We start from the raw sequence: 21,216 nt of genomic DNA on the forward strand, positions 1-21,216 counted from the left end.
TCGCATAAATGGAGGACTCGTATGTCTAGGTTCAAGAAAATTGGGAGCTTGTTTCTGGCTCTGATTTCTGTCTTTATCTTAACGGCCTGCGGGCATACACAGAAAGAGCCCGACACTTCAGATGAGACGGAAAGAAATTCTTCCAAACAAGAAGAAATACATCAGAATCAAGTAGATGCAACTTCCAGTGCGTCACAGAAAGATTGACTTTTTGTCAAAATAGAAGAGCTGAAGTTGTTCAATGATTTTTAGGTCATCTTTTGGCCTGTTTTGCTTACCAAAAGGAGAGAGAAGACTAACATCTTCTTTCTCCTTTTTATGTTAAAACCCTCTGAGCATTCCTATAGTTTTTTAATAGTCAATATGGTACAATGAATTAGTATTGTCTTTCCAGTGTTTGTCAAAAAGGCAGAAAAACATGAAAAGAACGTGTTCGACTGGCTGGCCAATACGCTGTACTTTTAAACAAATTTTACTTGTGAGAAAGGAAGATTGCATGAATAAAAAACTGAGAGTATGGTTTCAGCTCATCATTCTCTGTCTAGGCGTGTTCCTGCCTTTCCTAGCCGGAACCCTTAAGGCTCATGCGGCGGAGCTCAATGATGTCATCACTGAGATGCACCTCACCACTAACTCTGGTGAGCAGCTGACCAATGGTGTAGATATCTGGCAGACCTTCCGAGTCTATGCTAAGTTTGCCCTGCCAGACAACCAGGCCCATGCGGGTGATACGACAGTGATCCGCTTGCCAAATGAATTTACTTTTGGGAATTCCTCAGCTATTGAGCTTAAGGATGAAAACGGAGCCCTGGTGGCTAATGGAGTCCTGGATAGTGATGCCAAGACCATCACACTGACATACACAGACTATGTGGAGCAGAAGTCCAGTGTCAGAGGCGAGTTTTTCTTTTATTCGCGGATTGACCACGAGGTCGTCACAGAGGAAAGGGATATTCCAGCTACTTTTACTGTAGGCAATAATAGGATTCCTGCCGGCAGCATTCATTATAATGGACCTCCGAAAAAGTATGAGTCTCTGCTAGAAAAAAGTGCTTTTCAATGGGATGCCGATGCTAAGAATGAAATCCGCTACAATGTGGCCATTAACCGTAACATGGGGAACTACAAAAATGTCTCTGTGACGGACAAGCTAGGTGATACAAACGCTAAGATTGTTAAAGACTCTGTACGGGTATATAAGGTTTCTTGGCGCTGGAATAATGGTGATTGGGCGCGTGATTCGACTGAAGATGTAACAGCAGACTTCCAGTCTAAGATGACCTTTGGCGCTGAAGGCGATAGCTTGACAATCAACTTCGGAGATGTAGAAGGCTTCGGCTACCTAGTTGAGTACAAGACGCTAGCCGACTATGATTTGGCTGATGGAGAGGTTGTAGGAAATAAGGCTACCATGAACTACAACAATACCGAGACAGTGTCTGTCACCAACGAGTACTCTTATCAGATTGCTGGCGGAAAGTCCGAAGGCTATAACTTCAAGGTTAAGGTCCACAAGACAGATGAGTCTAATGCTTCTCTGAGCGGTGCAGTCTTTGAAGTGGTGCGGAAAGCGACCAATAAGGTGGTTGACACAATCACGACAGATGCAGATGGGAATGCGGAAGTTGGTAATCTTCTGCGTGACACTTATATCCTGCGTGAAACGACTGCTCCAGCTGGTTACGATCGCCTGACAGAGGATATTACCATCAGTCCAACAGATTTTGGTAAGACTTTGAACGTAGGCAGTCCGGCATCTGGAGATTCTGGAGATAGCAGATTGGTTGCAGTCAATGTGGTCAATAAGCAAATTCAAACTCCAACGGATAAACAGGTAACGTTCAGTAAGGTCAATCTAGCTGGTGAGGAAATTGCCGGTGCTCAGATTCAAATTTTCAAGGGGCGGGAAAGCAAGGGTAGTCCTGTCGCATCTTGGACTTCAGAAGCTGACAAATCTAAAGAAATTAACCTAGAGCCAGGTGTTTACACCTTCCATGAGGAAGCGGCTCCGACAGGTTATCTGGCTGTGACTGATATTGTCTTCCAAGTCAATGAAGATGGCACTGTAACAGTTCTAGACGCCAATAGCAATGCTGTAGAATATACAGATGGTAAGTTGTTCATTACTGACCAAGTGGCACCAGCTGAACCTGGTACGCCTGATAAAGCAGTTCAAGGCGGTATTAAACCAAATCAATCATCTGATTCTGATAAAGCAGCAGACGGTCAAGGAAAATCTAAAAAAGTTCTTCCTGCGACTGGCTCTGCTGAAAGCCTTGGACTAGTTCTTGCTGGTCTGGTAGTCCTGACTCTTTTAGGACTTTACCATAAGACTCGACTGAGCAAATAAATAAAGAGAGGATAGAGCAGAATGCTTTATCTTCTTTTGTTTGCACATTTTTTGTCTAGTTTTTTTGCAGCTTACTTAGCAATTTCTTCCAGTTACTCATGCAGGGCAGCCACTTACGGAAAAACTCTTGTTTTTGTCTCAGAATCCTCTATAATAAATGGCAAATAGAAAAAGGAGACAGAAGATATGACAGATACAAAAATACAAGAGAAGCTGAAGCCAGGTTTGAAGTTGGCGGATTTTCAAAAAGATGGAGACATCTATCTGGCGCTGAATCCGGACTATGTCTCAGGGGACAATGCCAAGTATATGACCATGTACAATCGCTTGGCTCGCTGGTATGATTTTGGTGAGAAATGGATGGGGCCACTTCTCCATGGCAAGGCTATTGACAAGCTGAGAAAGGACCAGATGGCAGAAATAGAATGGAAGGATCATCTATCCGTCCTTTATGTCTCTATCGGGACGGGTCAAGACCTGCGCTACATTCCTGAAAATATTGACCTGAAAAGCCTAGACTTTGTTGGGGCAGATATTTCTATAGGCATGCTAAAAAAATGCCAGAAATCCTGCGCCAAGAAGACCAATCTGAAGCTCTTTCATGCTTGTGCAGAGGACCTGCCCTTTGCGGATAATAGCTTTGACATCGTCTATCATATCGGCGGAATTAATTTCTTTAGCGATAAGGCCAAGGCCATGCAGGAAATGCTGCGAGTGGCTAAGCCAGGAACTAAGATTATGATCTCAGACGAGACGGCAGACTATGTGGACCGGCAATATAAGAAGAACCACTTCAGCAAGGACTATTTTAAGGACGCTACTGTTGATTTAGGAGAAATTGAGGCCGCTATACCGGCCGGTGTCAAAGAGAAGGAGTTGAAACTCCTCTGGGACGGAAAATTTTATGCCCTGACGTTTAGGAAATAAATCAGAAGAACCGGACTTTGTTTCCGGTTTTTCTGCTTTATTAGGGACATTGCTTATCAGACACGATTGACCTTAACAATATTGATCTGATTTGCAAATGAACTATGCAAATCGTCTACCTTTTCTAAATGACAAAAAGGTAAACAAATGTAAAAAAAAATCTCCTTTTGTGTATAGCCATTTTTCTTATAGTATGATAAAATGTAGATGTAATGTATCTATAAATGTTCGCTTTTTAGAAAGTGGGCACTGACAAGATGGGGAAGCTCAGTTAGTATACAATTACATTGTACATTTAAAACTGAATATTGTGAGAAAGGAAAATTGCATGAACAAAAGGATTAGAGCATTGCTCCACCTTATTATTCTTTTTTTAGGAGTAATTCTGCCATCTTTGGCTCCACTGACTCAGGTGCAAGCAGCTGAGATTGGTAATGCTATCACGGAGATGAGTATAAAGAATTCTTCTGGTGGAGAATTAACGCAGGGGGTTGATATTTGGGAAACTTTTCGAGTTTACGCAAAGTTTGTCTTGCCGGATAATCAAGTACATCAAGGGGACACGACAACAATCACCTTGCCTTCTGAGTATGCTTTTGGGAACTCTTCAGCTATTGAACTTAAGGACAGCTCGGATAACGTAGTGGCAAATGGATTTTTGGATTCAACCAACAAGACCATTACTTTGACCTATACAAATTATGTTGAGCAAAAGTCTGGTGTCCAAGGAGAATTCTTCTTCTATGCACGAGTTGACCATGATGTTGTGAGACAAGAAGGTGACTTGAATGGTGGATTTACCGTAGGAGGTCGGATGTTGTATCCGGGAATCGTCCATTATAATGGACCACCCAAAAGATATGACTCAAAAATTGAGAAGAGCTCTTATCAGGCAGCGGAAGACGGTAAGAATGAAGTTCATTACAATATTGCGATTAACCGCAATATGGAGCATTATACCGGAGTAACGATAACTGACAAGATTACCTCGCCTAATTTTAAAATCATGAGGGACTCGATTCGGGTCTATAAAATTGCTTGGCGCTGGAATAATGGAGATTGGGTGCGGGATTCAACAGAAGATGTGACAGCTAATTTCCAATCAAAAATCACGGAAAATGCCGCGGGTGATGGATTCACGATTGACCTTGGCGACATGGATGGTTTTGGGTATTTGCTGGACTATAAGACAAAAGCAGATTACGATCTAGTTGATGGTGAGCGCGTTTCCAACAGTGCTACCATGACCTATAATGGTGGTCAAACAACGACATCATCTGAAAATCGTTCTTATCAGATTGCAGGCGGTGTTGGAGAAGGCTATGTTTTCACCATTAAGCTCCATAAGGTTAATGAAAATGGTGAGGACCTGCAAGGTGCAGAATTTGAAGTTGTTCGTGATCGGAGCGGAGCAGTTGTCGGAAAATTAACTACAGATTCTAACGGGAATGCCAACTTGGGTGACTTGTTGCGCGATGATTATACCATCCGTGAAGTGACTCCTCCTACAGGATATGATAAATTAACTGAGGAAATTAAGATTGGTTCCCAGGATTTTGGAACAGACAAATCTGTATCGCGCGAGATCGTCAATAAGAAGACGGTAACCGAGCAGGATGTAACTTTCAAAAAAGTAGATCCAAACGGGAAAGAAATTCCTGGTGCGCAACTGAAAATCTATAAAGGTGATCATGTTGATCAGGAAGAAGCTCCTGTTGCAGACTGGACTTCTGAGGCTGACACTTCTAAAGTCATAAAATTGTCTCCAGGAACCTATACACTGACTGAAGCTAACGCTCCTGCTGGTTATCAATATGTAGAAGATATCACATTTACAGTAGGCGATAATGGTACTGTTGCTCTTGTGAAAAAAGGAGCAGAAGATACTGTTCAAGCAGCGGGCTCAATTCTGACGATTACCGACAAGGAGGATAATAGTCCTAAAGCCATTACCTTTAGTAAGGTCAACCTAGGCGGTACAGAAATTGCTGGCGCTCAAATTAAGATTTTCAAGGGCAACAAAGCGCAGGGTCAAGCAGTAGAAAGCTGGACTTCCGAAGCTAATCAGTCTAAAGAAATCAATTTGGAGCCTGGTATTTACACCTTCCATGAGGAAGCAGCTCCAACTGGTTACCTGAAAGTAACCGACATCACTTTCCAAGTCAAACATGACGGCACAGTGGAAGTGACCAATGTCGGCGAGAAAGACTCTAAAGGTGAAAACAACAAGGTTGTGACTGACGGAGCAACTTTGAAGGTAACAGACAAGGATGACGACTCAGAACGTGATGTGACGATCAAGAAAGTAGATCCAAACGGGAAGGAAATCCCAGGGGCGAAATTGAAACTCTACAAAGGCAGTCGGATTCGTCCTGAAGCTAAACCTCTTGCAGAGTGGACTTCCGAAGCCAACGCATCTAAGGTGGTTAAGTTAGCTCCAGGGACCTATTCTCTGAAAGAAAGCCTTGCTCCTGCTGGATTTGTAGCTGTAGAAGATATTAAGTTCACAGTTCATTTTGATGGTACCATTACAGTTGATGCTAAAGGTGCAACAGATTCTGTTGAAGCAAATGGCTTGGTTCTTACTGTAACCGATAAAGAGGACAATAGTCTGAAAGCCATTACTTTCAGTAAGGTCAACCTCGGCGGTACTGAGATTGCTGGCGCAGAGATTAAGATCTACAAGGGAGACAAAGCTGAAGGTGCAGCCGTTGAAAGCTGGACTTCCGAGGCTAATCAGTCTAAGGACATCAACTTAGCACCTGGCACTTACACTTTCCATGAGGAAGCCGCACCAACAGGTTACCTCAAAGTAACCGACATCACTTTCCAAGTCAAAACAGACGGAACAGTGGAAGTGACAAACGTTGGTGAGAAAGACGCTAAGGGTGAATCTAACACCGTTGCGACCCATGGAGCAACACTGACAGTAACGGATAAAGATGATGACCTACCGCGTAAGGTAACCTTCAGTAAGGTCAGTCTTGGCGGTACTGAAATCGCAGGTGCAGAGATTAAGATCTACAAAGGCGATAAAGCTGAAGGCCAAGCTGTAGAAAGCTGGACATCCGAGGCTAATCAGTCTAAGAACATCAACTTGGCACCTGGCACTTATACCTTCCATGAGGAAGCGGCACCGACCGGCTACCTTAAAGTTACTGACATTACTTTCCAAGTCAAAACTGATGGAACAGTAGAAGTGACCAATGTCGGAGAGAAAGACTCCAAGGGTGAAGAGAACAAAGTCGTAACCAACGGCTCAACTGTTACAGTAACGGATAAAGACGATGACCTTCCACGTAAGGTAACCTTCAGTAAGGTCAACCTAGGCGGTACTGAGATTGCCGGTGCTGAAATCAAGATTTATAAGGGCGAAAAAGCTGAAGGCCAAGCAGTCGAAAGCTGGACTTCTGAAGCTGGTAAGTCTAAAGAATTAAACTTGACTCCAGGTACTTATACTTTCCATGAGGAAGCAGCCCCAACCGGCTACCTCAAAGTAACAGACATTACTTTCCAAGTAAAAACTGACGGAACAGTAGAAGTGACAAACGTTGGCGAGAAAGACGCTAAGGGCGAAGAGAACAAGGTCGTAACAAACGGTTCAACTGTTACAGTGACCGATAAGGATGATGATCTCCCACGTAAGGTGACTTTCAGCAAGGTCAACCTTGGTGGAACAGAAATCGCTGGTGCAGAGATCAAGATTTATAAGGGCGAGAAAGCTGAAGGAAACGCAGTCGAAAGCTGGACATCCGAAGCTGATAAGTCTAAAGAATTGAACTTGACTCCAGGTACTTATACTTTCCATGAGGAAGCAGCCCCAACCGGTTACCTCAAAGTAACCGACATCACTTTCCAAGTCAAACAAGACGGCACAGTGGAAGTGACAAACGTTGGTGAGAAAGACTTCAAGGGTGAAGAGAACAAGGTCGTAACAAACGGCTCAACTGTTACAGTAACCGATAAGGACGACGATCTTCCACGTAAGGTAACTTTTAGTAAGGTCAACCTCGGCGGAACAGAAATCGCTGGTGCAGAGATCAAGATTTACAAGGGCAACAAGGCAGAAGGCACAGCAGTCGAAAGCTGGACTTCTGAAGCTGGTAAGTCTAAGGATATCAACTTGGCGCCTGGCACTTACACCTTCCATGAGGAAGCGGCTCCAACGGGTTACCTCAAAGTAACGGACATCACATTCCAAGTCAAACATGATGGAACGGTGGAAGTGACCAATGTCGGAGAGAAAGACTCCAAGGGTGAAGAGAACAAGGTCGTAACCAACGGCTCAACTGTTACAGTAACGGATAAAGACGATGATAGTCCCAAAGCCATTACTTTCAGTAAAGTTAACCTTGGTGGTACAGAAATCGCAGGAGCTCAAATCAAGATCTACAAGGGCAACAAGGCAGAAGGCCAAGCAGTAGAAAGCTGGATATCTGAAGCTGGTAAGTCTAAAGAATTGAACTTGACTCCAGGTACTTACACCTTCCATGAGGAAGCCGCTCCAACCGGCTATCTCAAAGTGACCGACATCACATTCCAAGTCAAACATGATGGAACGGTGGAAGTGACCAATGTCGGAGAGAAAGACTCCAAGGGTGAAGAGAACAAGGTCGTAACCAACGGCTCAACAGTGACTATTACCGACAAGGACGATGATCTTCCACGTAAGGTGACCTTTAGTAAGGTCAACCTTGGCGGTACTGAAATTGCTGGTGCAGAGATTCAAATTTTCCAAGGCAAAGAGGCAACTGGCAATCCTGTAGCGAAATGGACTTCAGAAGCAAATACATCGCATGAGCTTGGATTAGCTCCTGGAGTATATACCTTCCATGAAGCTGCAGCCCCAACCGGTTACCTAGCTGTTACCGACATTGTGTTCCAAGTGAATCTCGATGGCACAGTAACAGTTGTAAATGCCAATGGAAATACAGTAGAATACAAGGATGGGACGTTAGTCGTAACTGACCAAACGAAACCGACTGGCCCAGACAAGGATCCGTCTAAAAAAACAGATGAACCAGATCCGAAAAAATCAAATCAAGATAAACCAATAGAAAAAGACCAAAATAAACCTGAAGATAAGGGGAACTCGAAGAAAATTCTGCCTTTCACAGGTACAGAAATCAGCTTTACGCTACTTGCTTTCGGTCTGATTCTGATAGTTGGTTGTGGGGTTTATTTCGGGATCCGTTTCAAAAAATAAAACAGAAAGCAAGTGTCAATGAAAATTGACGCTTGTTTTTTTATGCTCTTGATGAATGAAGCTGATATACATCGTTGAATTTAGGCCTATTGACGCAGTTTAAGGGCAATCGAAAACTATTTTTTCTAGGTGACAAAAATGTAAGTTTAAAGGCTAAAATGAAAGGTTATCTTATGGCAGCTAGCCTGGGAATTCGGTATCCTATAAGTGTAAAGAAAAAGAAGATAACTATCTTCCAAACTAATAATCAGATTTCAAGAAGGAGGCTCGCTATGAAAATCAATCTTTTTAACCATCGCCAAAGTAAACCTAAAGCTCAAAAGATTTCCAAGGAAGAAATCGAGAAGACTCGTCTAGGCTGTGCTTCCAGTCAATATTATTTCTGGCTGCAGTACAGTCACTGAGAGTTTCCAGTATTTAAGGATAAGAGAAAGGTCAGTTGACTTTTCTCTGATCCGACTTGGAGCACAAGATGACAAAAATGTAAGATTGGCGAACAAAATGAAAGATTAGGTTATGGAAACTTGTCTGTCTTTCCGGTATGATAGTAGTATCAAGTTAAATAAAGAAGAGGTTCGAGTATGACATTATTAGACGTACAACACGTGAAAAAGATTTATAAAACTCGCTTTCAGGGCAGCCAAGTAGAGGCACTGAAAGACATTCACTTTACGGTAGAAAAAGGGGAATATGTCGCCATCATGGGGGAGTCAGGCTCTGGGAAATCCACCCTGCTCAACATCCTAGCCATGCTGGACAAGCCGACTGAGGGCCGCGTCTTCCTTAACGGAACTGACACAGCAACCATCAAAAACAGCCAAGCTTCCAGCTTCCGACGGGAGAAATTAGGCTTTGTCTTTCAGGATTTCAACCTGCTGGACACCCTGTCGGTCAAGGATAATATTCTTCTGCCGCTGGTCCTCTCTCGTCGTCCCATTACCGAGATGATGCAAAAGCTGGTTACGACCTGCAACGAGCTGGGGATTAACAAGCTGCAAGAGAAGTTTCCTTATGAGATTTCTGGTGGTCAAAAGCAGCGGGTAGCAGTGGCTCGGGCCATCATCACGGATCCTGAGATTCTGCTGGCGGATGAGCCGACAGGAGCCTTGGATTCCAAGTCTTCGGCAGCCCTGCTGGATGTCTTTGACGACATCAATGCCCGAGGTCAAACCATTCTCATGGTGACTCACTCAACGGCGGCGGCTAGTCGCGCCAAGCGGGTGCTCTTTATCAAGGACGGGATTCTCTACAATCAAATCTTCCGCGGTGACAAGACCGAACGGCAGATGTTTCAAGAGATTTCCGATACTCTGACAGTTATGGCAAGTGAGGTGAAGAACTAGTGTTTCGATTAGCAGCAAAATTGGCGGTATCCAATCTGATTAAGAACCGCCGTCTCTATTATCCGTTTGCACTGGCTACCTGTGTGGCTGTAGCCATTTCTTATATTTTCAACTCCTTGGCTTTTAATCCCAATCTATCCAAAATGACAGGGGCTAGCTCTGTTATCCTCGTTTTGGTCCTAGGAGTCGTTATTGTGAACATCACAGCTGGAATTATTGTCTTTTATGCCAATCAATTTGTTATGAAGAATCGCTCCAAGGAGCTGGGGCTTTATGGTATGCTAGGTCTTAATAAGCGTCATCTCTTTGTTATGACTTTTATTGAGCTTCTGATTTTCGGGCTAGTGGCTGTAAGTTTGGGGCTGACTATTGGTGTTCTCTTTGACCAGCTGATTTATGCCTTTTTGCTCAAGCTCATGGGTACCAAGGTGGTTTTGGTTTCAACTTTCCAGCTACCGGTCTTGATTCTTGTTTTTATTTTCTATGGCTTTATTTTTGCAGGCTTGGTCTTTGTTAATGGTTGGCGAATTCTGCGTTTTGATTCTCTGAAGATGGCTAAGGAAAAGGCTAGCGGAGAGAAGAAAAGCCGGTTTTTACTGCCACAGACCTTTATTGGCCTGGCAGCTCTGCTCTACGGCTACTATCTGGCTCAGACTGTGCGTAATCCTATGGAGGCAATCTTCATCTTTTTTGGAGCAGTCCTCTTGGTCATTTTAGGAACCTACCTGCTCTTTAATGCTGGTATTACAGTCTTTCTGCAGCTTCTGCAAAAGAACAAAAAGTATTACTACCAGCCCAATAATATGATTTCCGTCTCAAATCTTATTTACCGTATGAAGAAAAATGCAGTGGGGCTGGCTACTATTTCCATCCTATCGACAATGGTTCTAGTGACCTTCTCTGCCGGTATGAACATCTATTCTGGCGCGGAATTTATGCAGAAACTTATGTTTCCGCATGATTTCTCTATCAATGGCGGTGTGAATGCAAAAAAAGAGCAGCTGGATCAGGTCTTGACAGAGTTTGTAGCAGAGAATCAGCTGAAGGTCAAGCAACAGGAGACCTATCAGTTTTATTCAATGGGTGTCAAGAAGAAAGAGGGTAACAGCCTAGATATTTATCCTAAGGGACAATGGACTGTGTCACCCAATACCTATATCTTGATGTTTTCCAGCGAGGATTACGAAAAGCTGACAGGAAAGGATCTGTCTTTGCAGGAAAATGAGATTGCTGTCTTTAACAAGGGAGTGGAGCTGGATTACAAGCAGCCTCTGCAGCTGGCTGGGCAAAACTTGACGATCAAGACAGTCCTGTCTGAAGATTTTATTTTTCACAAGATTCCAGATGAGTATAATATCATCATTCCTAAAGGCCTGTATCTAGTAGCCAAGGATCCTAGTCAACTCTTAGCTCATCAGATGGAGCAGCAAGCTATTAATCCTGTACTCTATGGTAGTCTGGATATTGAAGCATCAGAAGATGAAAAGGCTAAGCTGGATACAATCTATCAAAAGAAAATGACGGACTATAACCAGTCCCTGCCAGAAGGTGCCGGAGGTGTCCACGGTCAAACTGGTGTGATTGGCATACTTGAAATTAAGGGTATGCTAGGTGGTGTCTTCTTTATAGGAATTTTCCTCTCTATTGTCTTCATGATGGGAACAGTGCTGGTTATCTACTACAAGCAAATTTCCGAAGGTTACGAAGACCGTGATCGCTTCATCATCCTGCAGAAAGTCGGCTTAGACGAGCAGCAGACTAGAAAGACCATTCGTAAACAGGTACAGACTGTCTTCTTCCTGCCCCTAATCTTTGCCTTCCTTCATTTGGCTTTTGCCTATCACATGCTCAGTCTCATTTTACAGATGTTGGGCGTTCTCAACGCAAGTCTTATGTTAGTGGTGACTCTGGGTGTTTGTGCTCTGTTTATTGCAGTATATGTTGGTGTTTTTCTCATTACTTCTCGCAGCTATCGTAAAATTGTGGCTATGTGATAGCAGAGACAGGCATCATATACCTTTCATCTATTTTAAAGACTTAGGCTGAGATTTCTCTCAGCCTTTCTTTTCTCGGAAAATTTCTGAGAAAGATTCCTAAAAGCGTGGAAATATGATAAAATAGGACGTTAATGCAATTAGGAGAATAAAAATAGATGAATATATTTAGAAAAAAAGATGCTAGCAAGGACAGAACGGGCATGCGCCGTCACTTGAAAATTCCAGATCTGATTTTGCTTGGTATTGGAGCCATGGTAGGAACTGGGATTTTCACTATCACAGGGACTGGAGCAGCCAAATATGCTGGGCCAGCTCTGACAGTCTCAATTGTCATTTCAGCGCTTTGTGTGAGTATTTCGGCTCTTTTTTACGCTGAGTTTGCCTCACGGATTCCGGCTAATGGCGGAGCCTACAGTTATATTTATGCGGTTCTGGGAGAATTTCCTGCTTGGCTGGCTGGCTGGCTGACAATCATGGAGTTCATGACCGCTATCTCAGGTGTTGCCTCTGGCTGGGGCTCTTATCTGAAGGGCTTGCTGAGTGGCTTTGGTATCCAGCTGCCGGCAGCTCTGAATGGCACCTTCAATCCCAAAGCAGGTACTTATGTGGACTTGCTGCCCATTCTGGTCTTGGCCTTTGTTACGGGAGTTGTCCTTTTGAACTCCAAGGCAGCCCTGCGCTTCAACTCAGCCTTGGTAGTCTTGAAATTCTCAGCCTTGGCACTCTTTATCATTGCAGGGTTTTTCTTCATCAAGCCAGAAAATTGGTCTAACTTTGCACCTTTTGGCTTCGGAGAAATTTATGGCGGCAAGGTGGGCATCATGGCTGGGGCTTCACTTATGTTCTTTGCCTTTCTAGGCTTTGAGTCCATTTCCATGGCGGTCGATGAAATCAAGGAGCCCCAAAAGAATGTTCCGCGCGGGATTGTTTTATCTTTGAGCATTGTGACCATTCTCTACATTTTGGTGACCTTGGTCTTGACTGGGATTGTCCACTATAGCAAGCTGGATGTTTCAGATGCGGTAGCCTTTGCCTTGCGAAGCGTCGGCCTTGGCTGGGCGGCTAACTATATCTCTGTCGTCGCTATTTTGACTCTGATTACCGTCTGCATCTCCATGACCTATGCTTTGTCGCGGATGATTTACAGTATTGCGCGTGATGGGCTCTTGCCTCGCTCTTTCAAGAAATTGACGGAGACCAGTCGGGTGCCAAAGAATGCCACGATTTTAGTAGGGATTGCCTCGGCTGTTTGTGCCGGTATCTTCCCCTTGGCTAGCATCGCCTCTTTCCTCAATATCTGTACCTTGGCCTATCTGATTTTATTGGCACTGGCTGTCTTGAAATTGCGGAAAGATCAAGGAATGCCCAAAGCTGGAGAATTCAAAACACCTCTAGTACCTCTGACACCGATTTTATCCATTATTATCTGCCTGTCCTTTATGACCCAGTATACTAAGGAAACCTGGCAAGCCTTTGGAATTGCCCTAGCGCTGGGAAGCCTCATCTATGCCTTCTATGGCTATAGAAACTCAGAAATCGCTGTAAAAGAGAAGTAGGGATAGAGTATTGCTATTAAGCAGAAAGTAGAAGTAGAAAAGTATGAAGAAACTTAATCTAAGCCGAAAGAAGAAAATCTGGCTCTTTGTCCTTGCTTTGCTTGCCCTGATCTTACTGGCGATTGTGATCAATATCCAACTGAACCAGCCTGAAGATATGCATGCTGAGTATGTTCGGCTTTGGAAGACAACTTGGCATGAGAAAAATAAAGACTGGCTCTATCCACTGAAAAATATCTGTCTTGTTATTCTGGCAGTTCTGGCTGGGTCTGGTTTGATGATTGCATTCTCTAAGAGTGAGAGATGGAAATAAGAATTTGTAGATTAAAATAAAATAATCTTACAAAAATGTAAGATTGGCGATGATAAATGTAAGGTAGAGACATGGAAAACGTGTCTCTATTTTGCTATAATCAGCTCAGGAATCCTCACAAGAAAGGTTGTGCAATTATGAAAAAAGTCCTTTTAGGTTGCTTGGGGACAGTACTAGTTTTGCTTGCTCTTTTAATAGGTTTTCTGGCCTACTTTGGTCCAGACTATGGAATTTTTCTTTTTCCACCTAGTCCGCAAGACTACGCCCTACGCCCACTCGGTTGTGAAAAAGCTTGATTTCGGTCTTTATACGGACAAAGATTGGGAAAATGAGAAAAAGAAAGCTTTAGAGAAGCTTGAATCAGCCAAGACTTATCAAGACACCTATCCCGTCTTGGAAAAATTAACCAAAGAAGCTGGCGGAAAGCATTCTTATTTTTTAAGTCCACAGGATAATCCCGAAAATAATCCAGAAAGCAAAAATCAGCCTGAAGTGCAGAATCAAGAGAGTATTCTCTATTTAAAAGTTCCTGCTTTCACTGGTGATGCACAGGCAGCGAAGGCTTATACCAATAAACTTTCAGCAGCTCTTAAAAAGGATGACTATCAGGCGGTTCTTGTGGATTTGAGAGACAATACCGGCGGGAATATGTATCCGATGATTGCTGGACTGTCCTCTCTTTTGCCTGATGAAGACCTCTTCCAATTCGTTTATAAAAATGGAAGCAAGAGCGCGGTTTCTCGGTCAGATGTTCTGAAGCAGCTTGGTCTGGAGCAGACTGATGAGAAAGCAAAGAAAGTGCCAATAGCTGTCCTTACCAATGGGAAGACAGGTAGCTCAGGAGAGATGACTGTTTTAGTTTTTAAGGGACTGGAAAATGTTAAAATATTTGGTCAGCCAACGGCAAGCTATACTACTGGGAATAATTATTATCAACTATATGATGGAGCGGTTTTGCTCTTGACTACCTCGAGTATCCTAGATCGCACGGGCAAGCTTTATGAGAATGAGGCAATTCAGCCCGATGTCCAAACAGAACAGCCTTTAGAAGAGGCAGAGTCTTGGTTGAAGGGACAGATGGGAGAATAGTTCATTGAAAGCAGTCAAAAAGACTGCTTTTCTGCTATAATAAAGAATAGAACGAGGTGACAGATGATTCGTAAAGTAAAACTAAGAGATGCCGCAGCCATTCAGTGGCTTAATGCTGAGTGCCTGGGCTATGACTTCGATAGGGAAGCAACGGAAGCGCAGCTGGCACGGTTACTAGAGAATGACCAGCATTTGATTTTGGTAGTTGAAGAAGACGGTCAGGTCATAGGCTACGCTCATGCGGCTAGCTACGATTGTCTCTATTTCCCGTCCTTGCTCAATCTCTTGGCTTTGGCTGTCGCTCAGGATTTTCAAGGGCAGGGACATGGCAGAGCGCTGATGCAAGCTTTGCGTGAAGAGGGAAAAGCAGCAGGCTACACAGGGATTCGGATTAATTCAGGCATTTCCCGCTCATCAGCCCATGAATTTTATCGCAGCCTCGGCTGCAGCGAAAAAGCAGACCAGAAACGCTTTTATTGGGAGTTTTAGAGAAAATAAGGAGAATTAGCATGAAGAAAAAGAAAATTATTTACCTATCAATTGCGGCTCTTGTCCTAGGTATAGCAGGACTTGTTTCCTATTTCAGTCCTCAAGAAAGTAGTAAGACTTATTTTGAAGAAAAGGAAGCAGAATTAAAAAGCATTCAACTTTTTGAAGATAATAAATTCGTTTTGGTTGCTGCAGATGCTAAAAAGAACCGTGGCAGTATATACTATGGACAGAATTACATTTCAACCTTAGAGGTCCATTCTTTAGAAACTAAGGAGACTAAAACTTCTCCTCCCATTGGGAAAGATGAATATTATAAGATAATCAGCTACGATTTGAATAGTTCGGATTTGTCAAAGAAAGAACTAAATTTGTATGAATTGCCTATTATTCAGGCAGAAAATTTAAGACTGAATCAAGTCTTAAGCAGTAGCTATGGCGATGGAAAAGACTATCTGACAAATGAACTTTACCACTATGTAGACGGGAAGTATTTTGGGAAAAATTTTTTATTGGATGTTGATAGTGGGCAACTCTATTTTAAAGATGTTGTTAAAAGAAGAAATGAGATGGGAATGAATGCCCCTCGCTGGAAGGGAATTAGTCTTAGTCCTGGAGGGCTTTCTGATAGTTTTGATAATCAATTAGCAAAATATCATCTTTGGGAATTTAATGGTTCTATTACACCAGAGGTTAGGTATGAGATTGACTATAGAAATAAAATTGATATTTCCGATACCAACTTTGCTCAGCTTTATCCAGAAGTCGCTAAGAATATGAAAGATATAGATCAACTTTATTTCCGGCCTCAACAGTATAACCAAAAAGAATGGTTTGATAATCTTTTACACTGGTTTGCGCCTAAGGGGCAGGATGTAATGGAGGTTTATGCGACAGATTCTGCAACAGGTGAGAAAACACAAATCAAGTCATTTGATGACTATTTAGCATGGCGAGAAGCCCACCCAGAGGAGGTGAAAAAATATGAGTAATAAAATTGAACAACTAACCCAGCAGCATGCTTTGGAAATTGCTAAGGACTGGCATTACGAGGCACCTTATGATTTTTATGACATGAAAAATGACCTGGAGGATTATGAAGAAATGGTCTCCCCAGAAGCGCGTGGGGATCGTTATTTTCAAGTCCTGAGAGAAGGAGAACTCTATGGATTTTTCTGCTTAGAGCAGAAAGGAGAGCGAATTTTGGAGCTTGGTTTGGGGATGAAGCCGGAGCACTGCGGAAAAGGTCAGGGTGCTACATTCTTGCAGGAAATTTTGGATTTTATCATAGAAAATTTTGCACCACAAACCCTAAGGCTATCCGTGGCTGACTTCAATCACCGAGCCCAGCAGCTTTATCACAACATGGGCTTTGAAGTGGTGAGGCGCATTCCGCAGGAAAGCAATGGCGATATTCATCTCTTTGTCGAGATGGAGAAAAATGTCTAATTTTAGACTTTATTGCAAAGCAACAGAAAAACTTGTTGACAGTCAAGCAAAAGTCGTCCAATATACTTATGACTGCTGAAGACTAGCAGAGAATTTGTAAATGATTACCAATAAACAAAAGGAGAAAACCATGACATTTGAAGAAATTTTACCAGGCCTTAAGGCCAAGAAAAAATATGTGCGTACAGGCTGGGGCGGAGCGGAAAACTACGTCCAGCTCTTTGACACGATTGAGCAAAATGGGGTGGCTCTCGAGGTGACACCTTATTTCCTCATCAATGTTTCAGGTGAGGGGGAGGGCTTCTCCATGTGGAGTCCGACTCCTTGTGATGTCCTCGCGACAGATTGGGTGGAAGTAGATGACTAAGACGGTACTGGTGACGGGAGCTAGCTCTGGCATCGGCCGAGCTCAGGCTCTGACCTTTTTGGAAAATGGCTACCGCGTCTACGGGGTGGACAAGGATGAAAATCCTGGTTTTCTCAATGAGCTTCGTTTTGTCAAGATGGATTTGACAGGGGATTTGACACCGCTCTTCACCAGCTTGCCTGAGGTGGATATTCTCTGCAATACAGCAGGTATCTTGGACAATTATCGTCCCCTGCACGAGACAAGTGACGAGGACTGGGAGCAGATTTTTGCGCTTAATCTGACCGCGACTATGAAAATTACTCGCTTTTACCTGCAGAAAATGCTGGAGAAAAAGTCCGGTATCATCATTAACATGTGCTCGATTGCTAGCTTTCTGGCTGGCGGCGGCGGTGCTGCCTATACAGCCTCTAAGCATGCTCTGGCTGGCCTGACCAAGCAGATAGCCTTGGATTATGCGGATAAAAATATCCAAGTGTTTGGCCTGGCGCCGGGCGCTGTCAAGACAGCTATGACTGCCGCAGATTTTGAGCCAGACGGACTGGCAGACTGGGTTGCTGAGGAAACGCCGATCAAGCGCTGGTTAGACCCTCAGGAAATAGCTAATGTTAGCCTCTTTCTAGCCAGTGGCAAGGCAGCTGCTATGCAGGGTGAGATTATCAAAATCGACGGTGGCTGGAGTTTGAAGTAAGTAAATAAAATGTTTAAATGGCAAAAACGCAAGAAGATTTATCTGTTTTGTCTAGCCCTGCTATCTCTTATCTGGTTAAACAATACAAACCTCTTTTCTAATAAAGATGGACAGGAATATAAAATCCTAGCTCATCGAGGACTTGCGCAGACCTTTGATGAATCTAAAGCGGACTGGGATAGCAATACGGCAGCCATGATTGACCCGCCTACGCATCCCTATCTTGAGAACACCCTTTCTTCGATGCAGGCGACCTTTGACCTAGGAGCGGATGCAGTGGAGTTTGATGTGAAATTGTCCAAAGACCAGCAACTAGCAGTCTTTCATGATGAAACTCTGGAATTCAAAACTGGCATTGAGGGAGAAATTCAGGACTATACGATGGCTGAGCTCAAAAAGATGGATATCGGTTACGGTTATACGGCTGATGGCGGAAAAACCTATCCTTTTAGAGGAAAAGGAGTCGGCCAGATGCCCACAATAGATGAGGTTTTTGAGGCCTTTCCAGACAAGGAGTTTGTGATTGAGGTCAAAGACGGGAAATTAGAAACCTATAAAGTCTTGTGGGAAAAGCTAAAAACGCTCTCGCCCAAAAGGTTAAACAAACTCAGTGTTTGTGGGGCAAGCGAGGAAGGCGTTCATTGGTTGCGCAGTCAGAGCAGCAGTCTCAAGCTCTTGTCCAAAAATCGCATGCTTAATGCTCTTATCCAATATGAATTATTGGGCTTTACGGGCTATATCCCTGAGGAAATGAAAAATGCAGAGCTGCGCATTCCTTTGAAATATGCCAAATTCTTATGGGGTTGGCCAAACAAATTTATGGAAAGAATGGAAGCTGTCAATACACGGGTTGAGCTAACAGCTGGCGGCAGCGATTTATCAGAAGGTTTCGATCATATCCATAGTCTAAAAGATATCCCAGAGGGCTTTGACGGCTATATCTGGACGAATAAAATCAATGAACTGCATCTGAAAGAAGGTAAAGAATGAAGGCAAAGGATACTTTTTTCCAATCCTGGACCAAAAATATGGTACTTTACGGTTTGGATGCTGGCCTAGGGCAGTTCTTCATGAATGCGCCTGAGACATCCTGCCTTTACCAACTAGGAAATTTCATCTTTCCTGCTGGTCAGGTGGATTGTTATTTTTGGCAGGATTTTAGCAAAAAATATAGTTTAGCTGACAAGGTCATTATCTCCGAGGAGCGCAGTTGGCAAGAGTTTCTGGATAGTCAGAGTGAGCTGCAGCAGTTCACTCGCTATGCTTTTGTGGACAGGGCTGACTTTGACGCAGAGGTTTTGGAGAAATGGCAGCGCAGGTTACCTGCAAACTACCAACTTTGTCCGATTGTTGAGGAGAGTTATGAGCGTTTGGCTGAGGAAGTCTGGTCTCAGGATTTGCAGGGTGACTTTTCCGATTTTGACTATTTTCAAGCGTCGGGTGGCTTTGGTTTTTTACTCTATTCAGGAGAGGACATCATCGCTGGCGTTTCGACAGGATTGGTCTATCATGGAGCCCTTGAGATTGAAATTGCTACTAAGCCGGCCTACCAAAGACAATGCTTGGCCAAAATCTTAGGTGCCCAAATGATTTTAGAAGCTCAAAAACGCTCACTCTTTCCTCTATGGGATGTGCACAATGAAGCTTCCAAGAAGGTTGCAGAAAGCTTGGGCTATCAGTGTCTAGGCGCTTATCCGGCCTATGAATGGAAAGGGACTTTTGACCAATGAAGAAAAACCAAACCTATGACTTAAAAGACATCATGGAGGCTGTAAAATCGGAAGAGCTAGATGATGATTTCTGTTTGTATGCTAAGGAAAATGGAGAACTGAATTTTCAGGATAGCTACTTGCTTGCTGATTATCCTCAAGTGGTGGATAATAGGGATGTTTATCCTAGACAGGTAAAGGAGCAAGATCTGGAGCTGATTTATTACGGTGAAGATTTTGCGGATGTTCTCTTGTCAGTCATGGAGCAGAAAGCAGAAGTGACTGATCAAGAGTGTTTACAGGCTCTGATTTACTATTATGAGCATGATGACTTTATGGATTTTGATAAAGATACAGTTTTGTAGGAAGATTTTTTATAAACAATAATTATCATTTTAGAAAGACAGGAGAAGTGATGACCCCAAAAGAAATGTGGCAGGCATACAAGAAAATCAATCCAAAGATTGGCGACGATATTGACGCCTGGGCCTTCGGTGACTTGGCAGATGAGCTTGCTGACTTAGTGCTGCGTGGTGAAAAGACAGCGACGGCTTCTGCCTATGAGCTCTATAAGCTTGAAAATGAGCCCTTGCCGCAGGCAGGAAGCTTTGATGTCATTTTAGACAGTCAGGACAAGGCAGTCTGTATCATTGAAATCACCAAAGTCTCTGTGGTACCTTTTAATGAGGTTTCAGCCGAACACGCCTTTAAGGAAGGAGAAGGAGACAAATCCTTGGCCTACTGGCAACAAGTCCATCAGGAATTTTTTACGGAGTGTCTGGCGGAAGCCGGTTTGGAATTTTCGCAAGAAACGGGTGTCGTCCTAGAAGAATTTCGCAAGGCCTATCCGCTGGATCAAGCTTAAGTCTATTTTTGAATAGGCTTTTTGTTTGCCCTTGATAAATCGAAATAAAAGTGTTGCTATTAGGTATATAAAAATCGTGATTTGGAGGAGAAATGGATAAATTAATTTTAGGCTTACTCATGATAAAGCGTTTTACAGTTTATGAAATTCGTCAGGTGATGCGGCAAAATTTCAGCTCTATGTGTAGCGATAGTCTAGGCAAGTATCCAAGCAGCCTTAAAAAAACTGTCCCAGCAAGGAGCAGTGACTTATTCGGAGTACGTAGAAAAAGGAAAAATGAAGAAGGAATATGCGATTACAGCTTCGGGACGAATCTTGTTTTTGGAGTGGCTTAAAACGCCTATCAACATGAGCAAGAACAAGAATATGGACTTGGGGAAATTCCTCTTTATGGTATATCTTCCTAAGAGAGAGCAGCTTCAGATGCTGGATTTGACCATTGAGGGACTGGAAGTTGAAGTCCAAGAGTTTGAAGCTGTCAAAGACGCGATTCGTTTTACGGAGGAACAAGAAAAGGTAAAAGCCTATCTAGAGCAGAACAGCCATCTGGCTACAGAGCTGATAGAGACCAGTCAGGCGGCTGATTTAGCTGAAAGTATTTCCCAGATTGGCTATTTTGAAATGAAGACGCTCGAATTTGGGCTTGATTCTGCTCGCTTTCAGTTAGACTTGTTTACCAAGCTTCGCCAGCAGTTGGCTGAAAATGAGAAAGAGGGCTGAGATACTAAGTATTCAAAAAGCAGCGGCTACTTGCCTAGTTGATACATTTGGCAATGACTTTGAGAGTTTGAAAAACCAATTAGCCTTTCTTCCACTACAGTCTTCAAAGACCGTTTCTGAAAAAGATTGAAAATAGCTCTAAAAA

At 43.3% G+C, this 21,216-nt stretch carries 18 protein-coding genes and 2 pseudogenes; all 20 read left to right on the forward strand.

Going from position 1 to position 21,216, the window contains the following annotated elements; all coding sequences use genetic code 11:
• The first annotated feature begins 21 nt into the window (after window positions 1-21).
• Window positions 22-207: a hypothetical protein gene (locus tag K1I80_RS00740; protein ID WP_072074358.1), complete on the forward strand. Its 186-nt coding sequence runs from the start codon at window positions 22-24 to the stop codon at window positions 205-207.
• Between the two features lie 289 nt (window positions 208-496).
• A complete protein-coding gene (locus tag K1I80_RS00745) occupies window positions 497-2,350 on the forward strand; it encodes a SpaA isopeptide-forming pilin-related protein (RefSeq protein WP_223313374.1) in 1,854 nt (617 codons plus the stop codon).
• Between the two features lie 186 nt (window positions 2,351-2,536).
• Window positions 2,537-3,277, forward strand: a complete 741-nt coding sequence (locus tag K1I80_RS00750) for a class I SAM-dependent methyltransferase (RefSeq protein ID WP_223312325.1) — start codon at window positions 2,537-2,539, stop codon at window positions 3,275-3,277.
• 328 nt (window positions 3,278-3,605) lie between these two features.
• The gene (locus tag K1I80_RS00755) at window positions 3,606-8,483 is read left to right on the forward strand and encodes a SpaA isopeptide-forming pilin-related protein (protein WP_223313373.1); all 4,878 of its coding nucleotides are present in this window, start codon (window positions 3,606-3,608) and stop codon (window positions 8,481-8,483) included.
• A 272-nt stretch (window positions 8,484-8,755) separates the two neighbouring features.
• Entirely contained in the window at window positions 8,756-8,887 is a 132-nt protein-coding gene (locus tag K1I80_RS12025; protein ID WP_009659231.1) for a hypothetical protein, read from the forward strand.
• Between the two features lie 177 nt (window positions 8,888-9,064).
• Entirely contained in the window at window positions 9,065-9,826 is a 762-nt protein-coding gene (locus tag K1I80_RS00760; RefSeq protein WP_223313372.1) for an ABC transporter ATP-binding protein, read from the forward strand.
• The gene (locus tag K1I80_RS00765; RefSeq protein ID WP_223313371.1) at window positions 9,826-11,820 is read left to right on the forward strand and encodes an ABC transporter permease; all 1,995 of its coding nucleotides are present in this window, start codon (window positions 9,826-9,828) and stop codon (window positions 11,818-11,820) included. The genes K1I80_RS00760 and K1I80_RS00765 overlap by 1 nt, the downstream gene beginning before the upstream one ends.
• Window positions 11,821-11,978: 158 nt before the next feature.
• The gene (locus K1I80_RS00770) at window positions 11,979-13,379 is read left to right on the forward strand and encodes an amino acid permease (RefSeq protein WP_125438195.1); all 1,401 of its coding nucleotides are present in this window, start codon (window positions 11,979-11,981) and stop codon (window positions 13,377-13,379) included.
• A 43-nt stretch (window positions 13,380-13,422) separates the two neighbouring features.
• Window positions 13,423-13,692, forward strand: a complete 270-nt coding sequence (locus K1I80_RS00775; RefSeq protein ID WP_223313370.1) for a hypothetical protein — start codon at window positions 13,423-13,425, stop codon at window positions 13,690-13,692.
• A 71-nt stretch (window positions 13,693-13,763) separates the two neighbouring features.
• Window positions 13,764-14,781 (forward strand): annotated as a pseudogene (locus K1I80_RS00780) (S41 family peptidase).
• A 63-nt stretch (window positions 14,782-14,844) separates the two neighbouring features.
• Window positions 14,845-15,270 (forward strand): GNAT family N-acetyltransferase, encoded by a 426-nt coding sequence (locus tag K1I80_RS00785; RefSeq protein ID WP_223313369.1) that lies wholly within the window; start codon window positions 14,845-14,847, stop codon window positions 15,268-15,270.
• A 20-nt stretch (window positions 15,271-15,290) separates the two neighbouring features.
• Window positions 15,291-16,262 carry a hypothetical protein gene (locus tag K1I80_RS00790; protein ID WP_223313368.1) on the forward strand — a complete coding sequence of 324 codons (972 nt, stop codon included), beginning with the start codon at window positions 15,291-15,293 and terminating at the stop codon, window positions 16,260-16,262.
• Window positions 16,255-16,719, forward strand: a complete 465-nt coding sequence (locus K1I80_RS00795) for a GNAT family N-acetyltransferase (protein WP_223313367.1) — start codon at window positions 16,255-16,257, stop codon at window positions 16,717-16,719. Before K1I80_RS00790 ends, K1I80_RS00795 begins: the two co-directional genes overlap by 8 nt.
• Before the next feature lie 130 nt (window positions 16,720-16,849).
• Window positions 16,850-17,086, forward strand: coding sequence for a DUF2829 domain-containing protein (locus K1I80_RS00800; RefSeq protein WP_002899859.1), 237 nt, complete (start codon window positions 16,850-16,852; stop codon window positions 17,084-17,086).
• Window positions 17,079-17,777: a 3-oxoacyl-ACP reductase gene (locus K1I80_RS00805; protein ID WP_223313366.1), complete on the forward strand. Its 699-nt coding sequence runs from the start codon at window positions 17,079-17,081 to the stop codon at window positions 17,775-17,777. Before K1I80_RS00800 ends, K1I80_RS00805 begins: the two co-directional genes overlap by 8 nt.
• A gap of 9 nt (window positions 17,778-17,786) precedes the next feature.
• A complete protein-coding gene (locus K1I80_RS00810) occupies window positions 17,787-18,767 on the forward strand; it encodes a glycerophosphodiester phosphodiesterase family protein (protein WP_223313365.1) in 981 nt (326 codons plus the stop codon).
• A complete protein-coding gene (locus tag K1I80_RS00815; RefSeq protein ID WP_223313364.1) occupies window positions 18,764-19,507 on the forward strand; it encodes a GNAT family N-acetyltransferase in 744 nt (247 codons plus the stop codon). Before K1I80_RS00810 ends, K1I80_RS00815 begins: the two co-directional genes overlap by 4 nt.
• On the forward strand, window positions 19,504-19,851 hold the full coding sequence (locus tag K1I80_RS00820) for a DUF7716 domain-containing protein (protein WP_223313363.1): 348 nt from the start codon (window positions 19,504-19,506) through the stop codon (window positions 19,849-19,851). The genes K1I80_RS00815 and K1I80_RS00820 overlap by 4 nt, the downstream gene beginning before the upstream one ends.
• Window positions 19,852-19,901: 50 nt before the next feature.
• Window positions 19,902-20,351 carry an ASCH domain-containing protein gene (locus tag K1I80_RS00825; protein WP_125382804.1) on the forward strand — a complete coding sequence of 150 codons (450 nt, stop codon included), beginning with the start codon at window positions 19,902-19,904 and terminating at the stop codon, window positions 20,349-20,351.
• Between the two features lie 92 nt (window positions 20,352-20,443).
• Window positions 20,444-21,071 (forward strand): annotated as a pseudogene (locus tag K1I80_RS00835) (PadR family transcriptional regulator).
• Window positions 21,072-21,216: the final 145 nt, after the last annotated feature.

This window comes from Streptococcus sanguinis, assembly GCF_019929225.1.
GTDB lineage: Bacteria > Bacillota > Bacilli > Lactobacillales > Streptococcaceae > Streptococcus > Streptococcus sanguinis_J.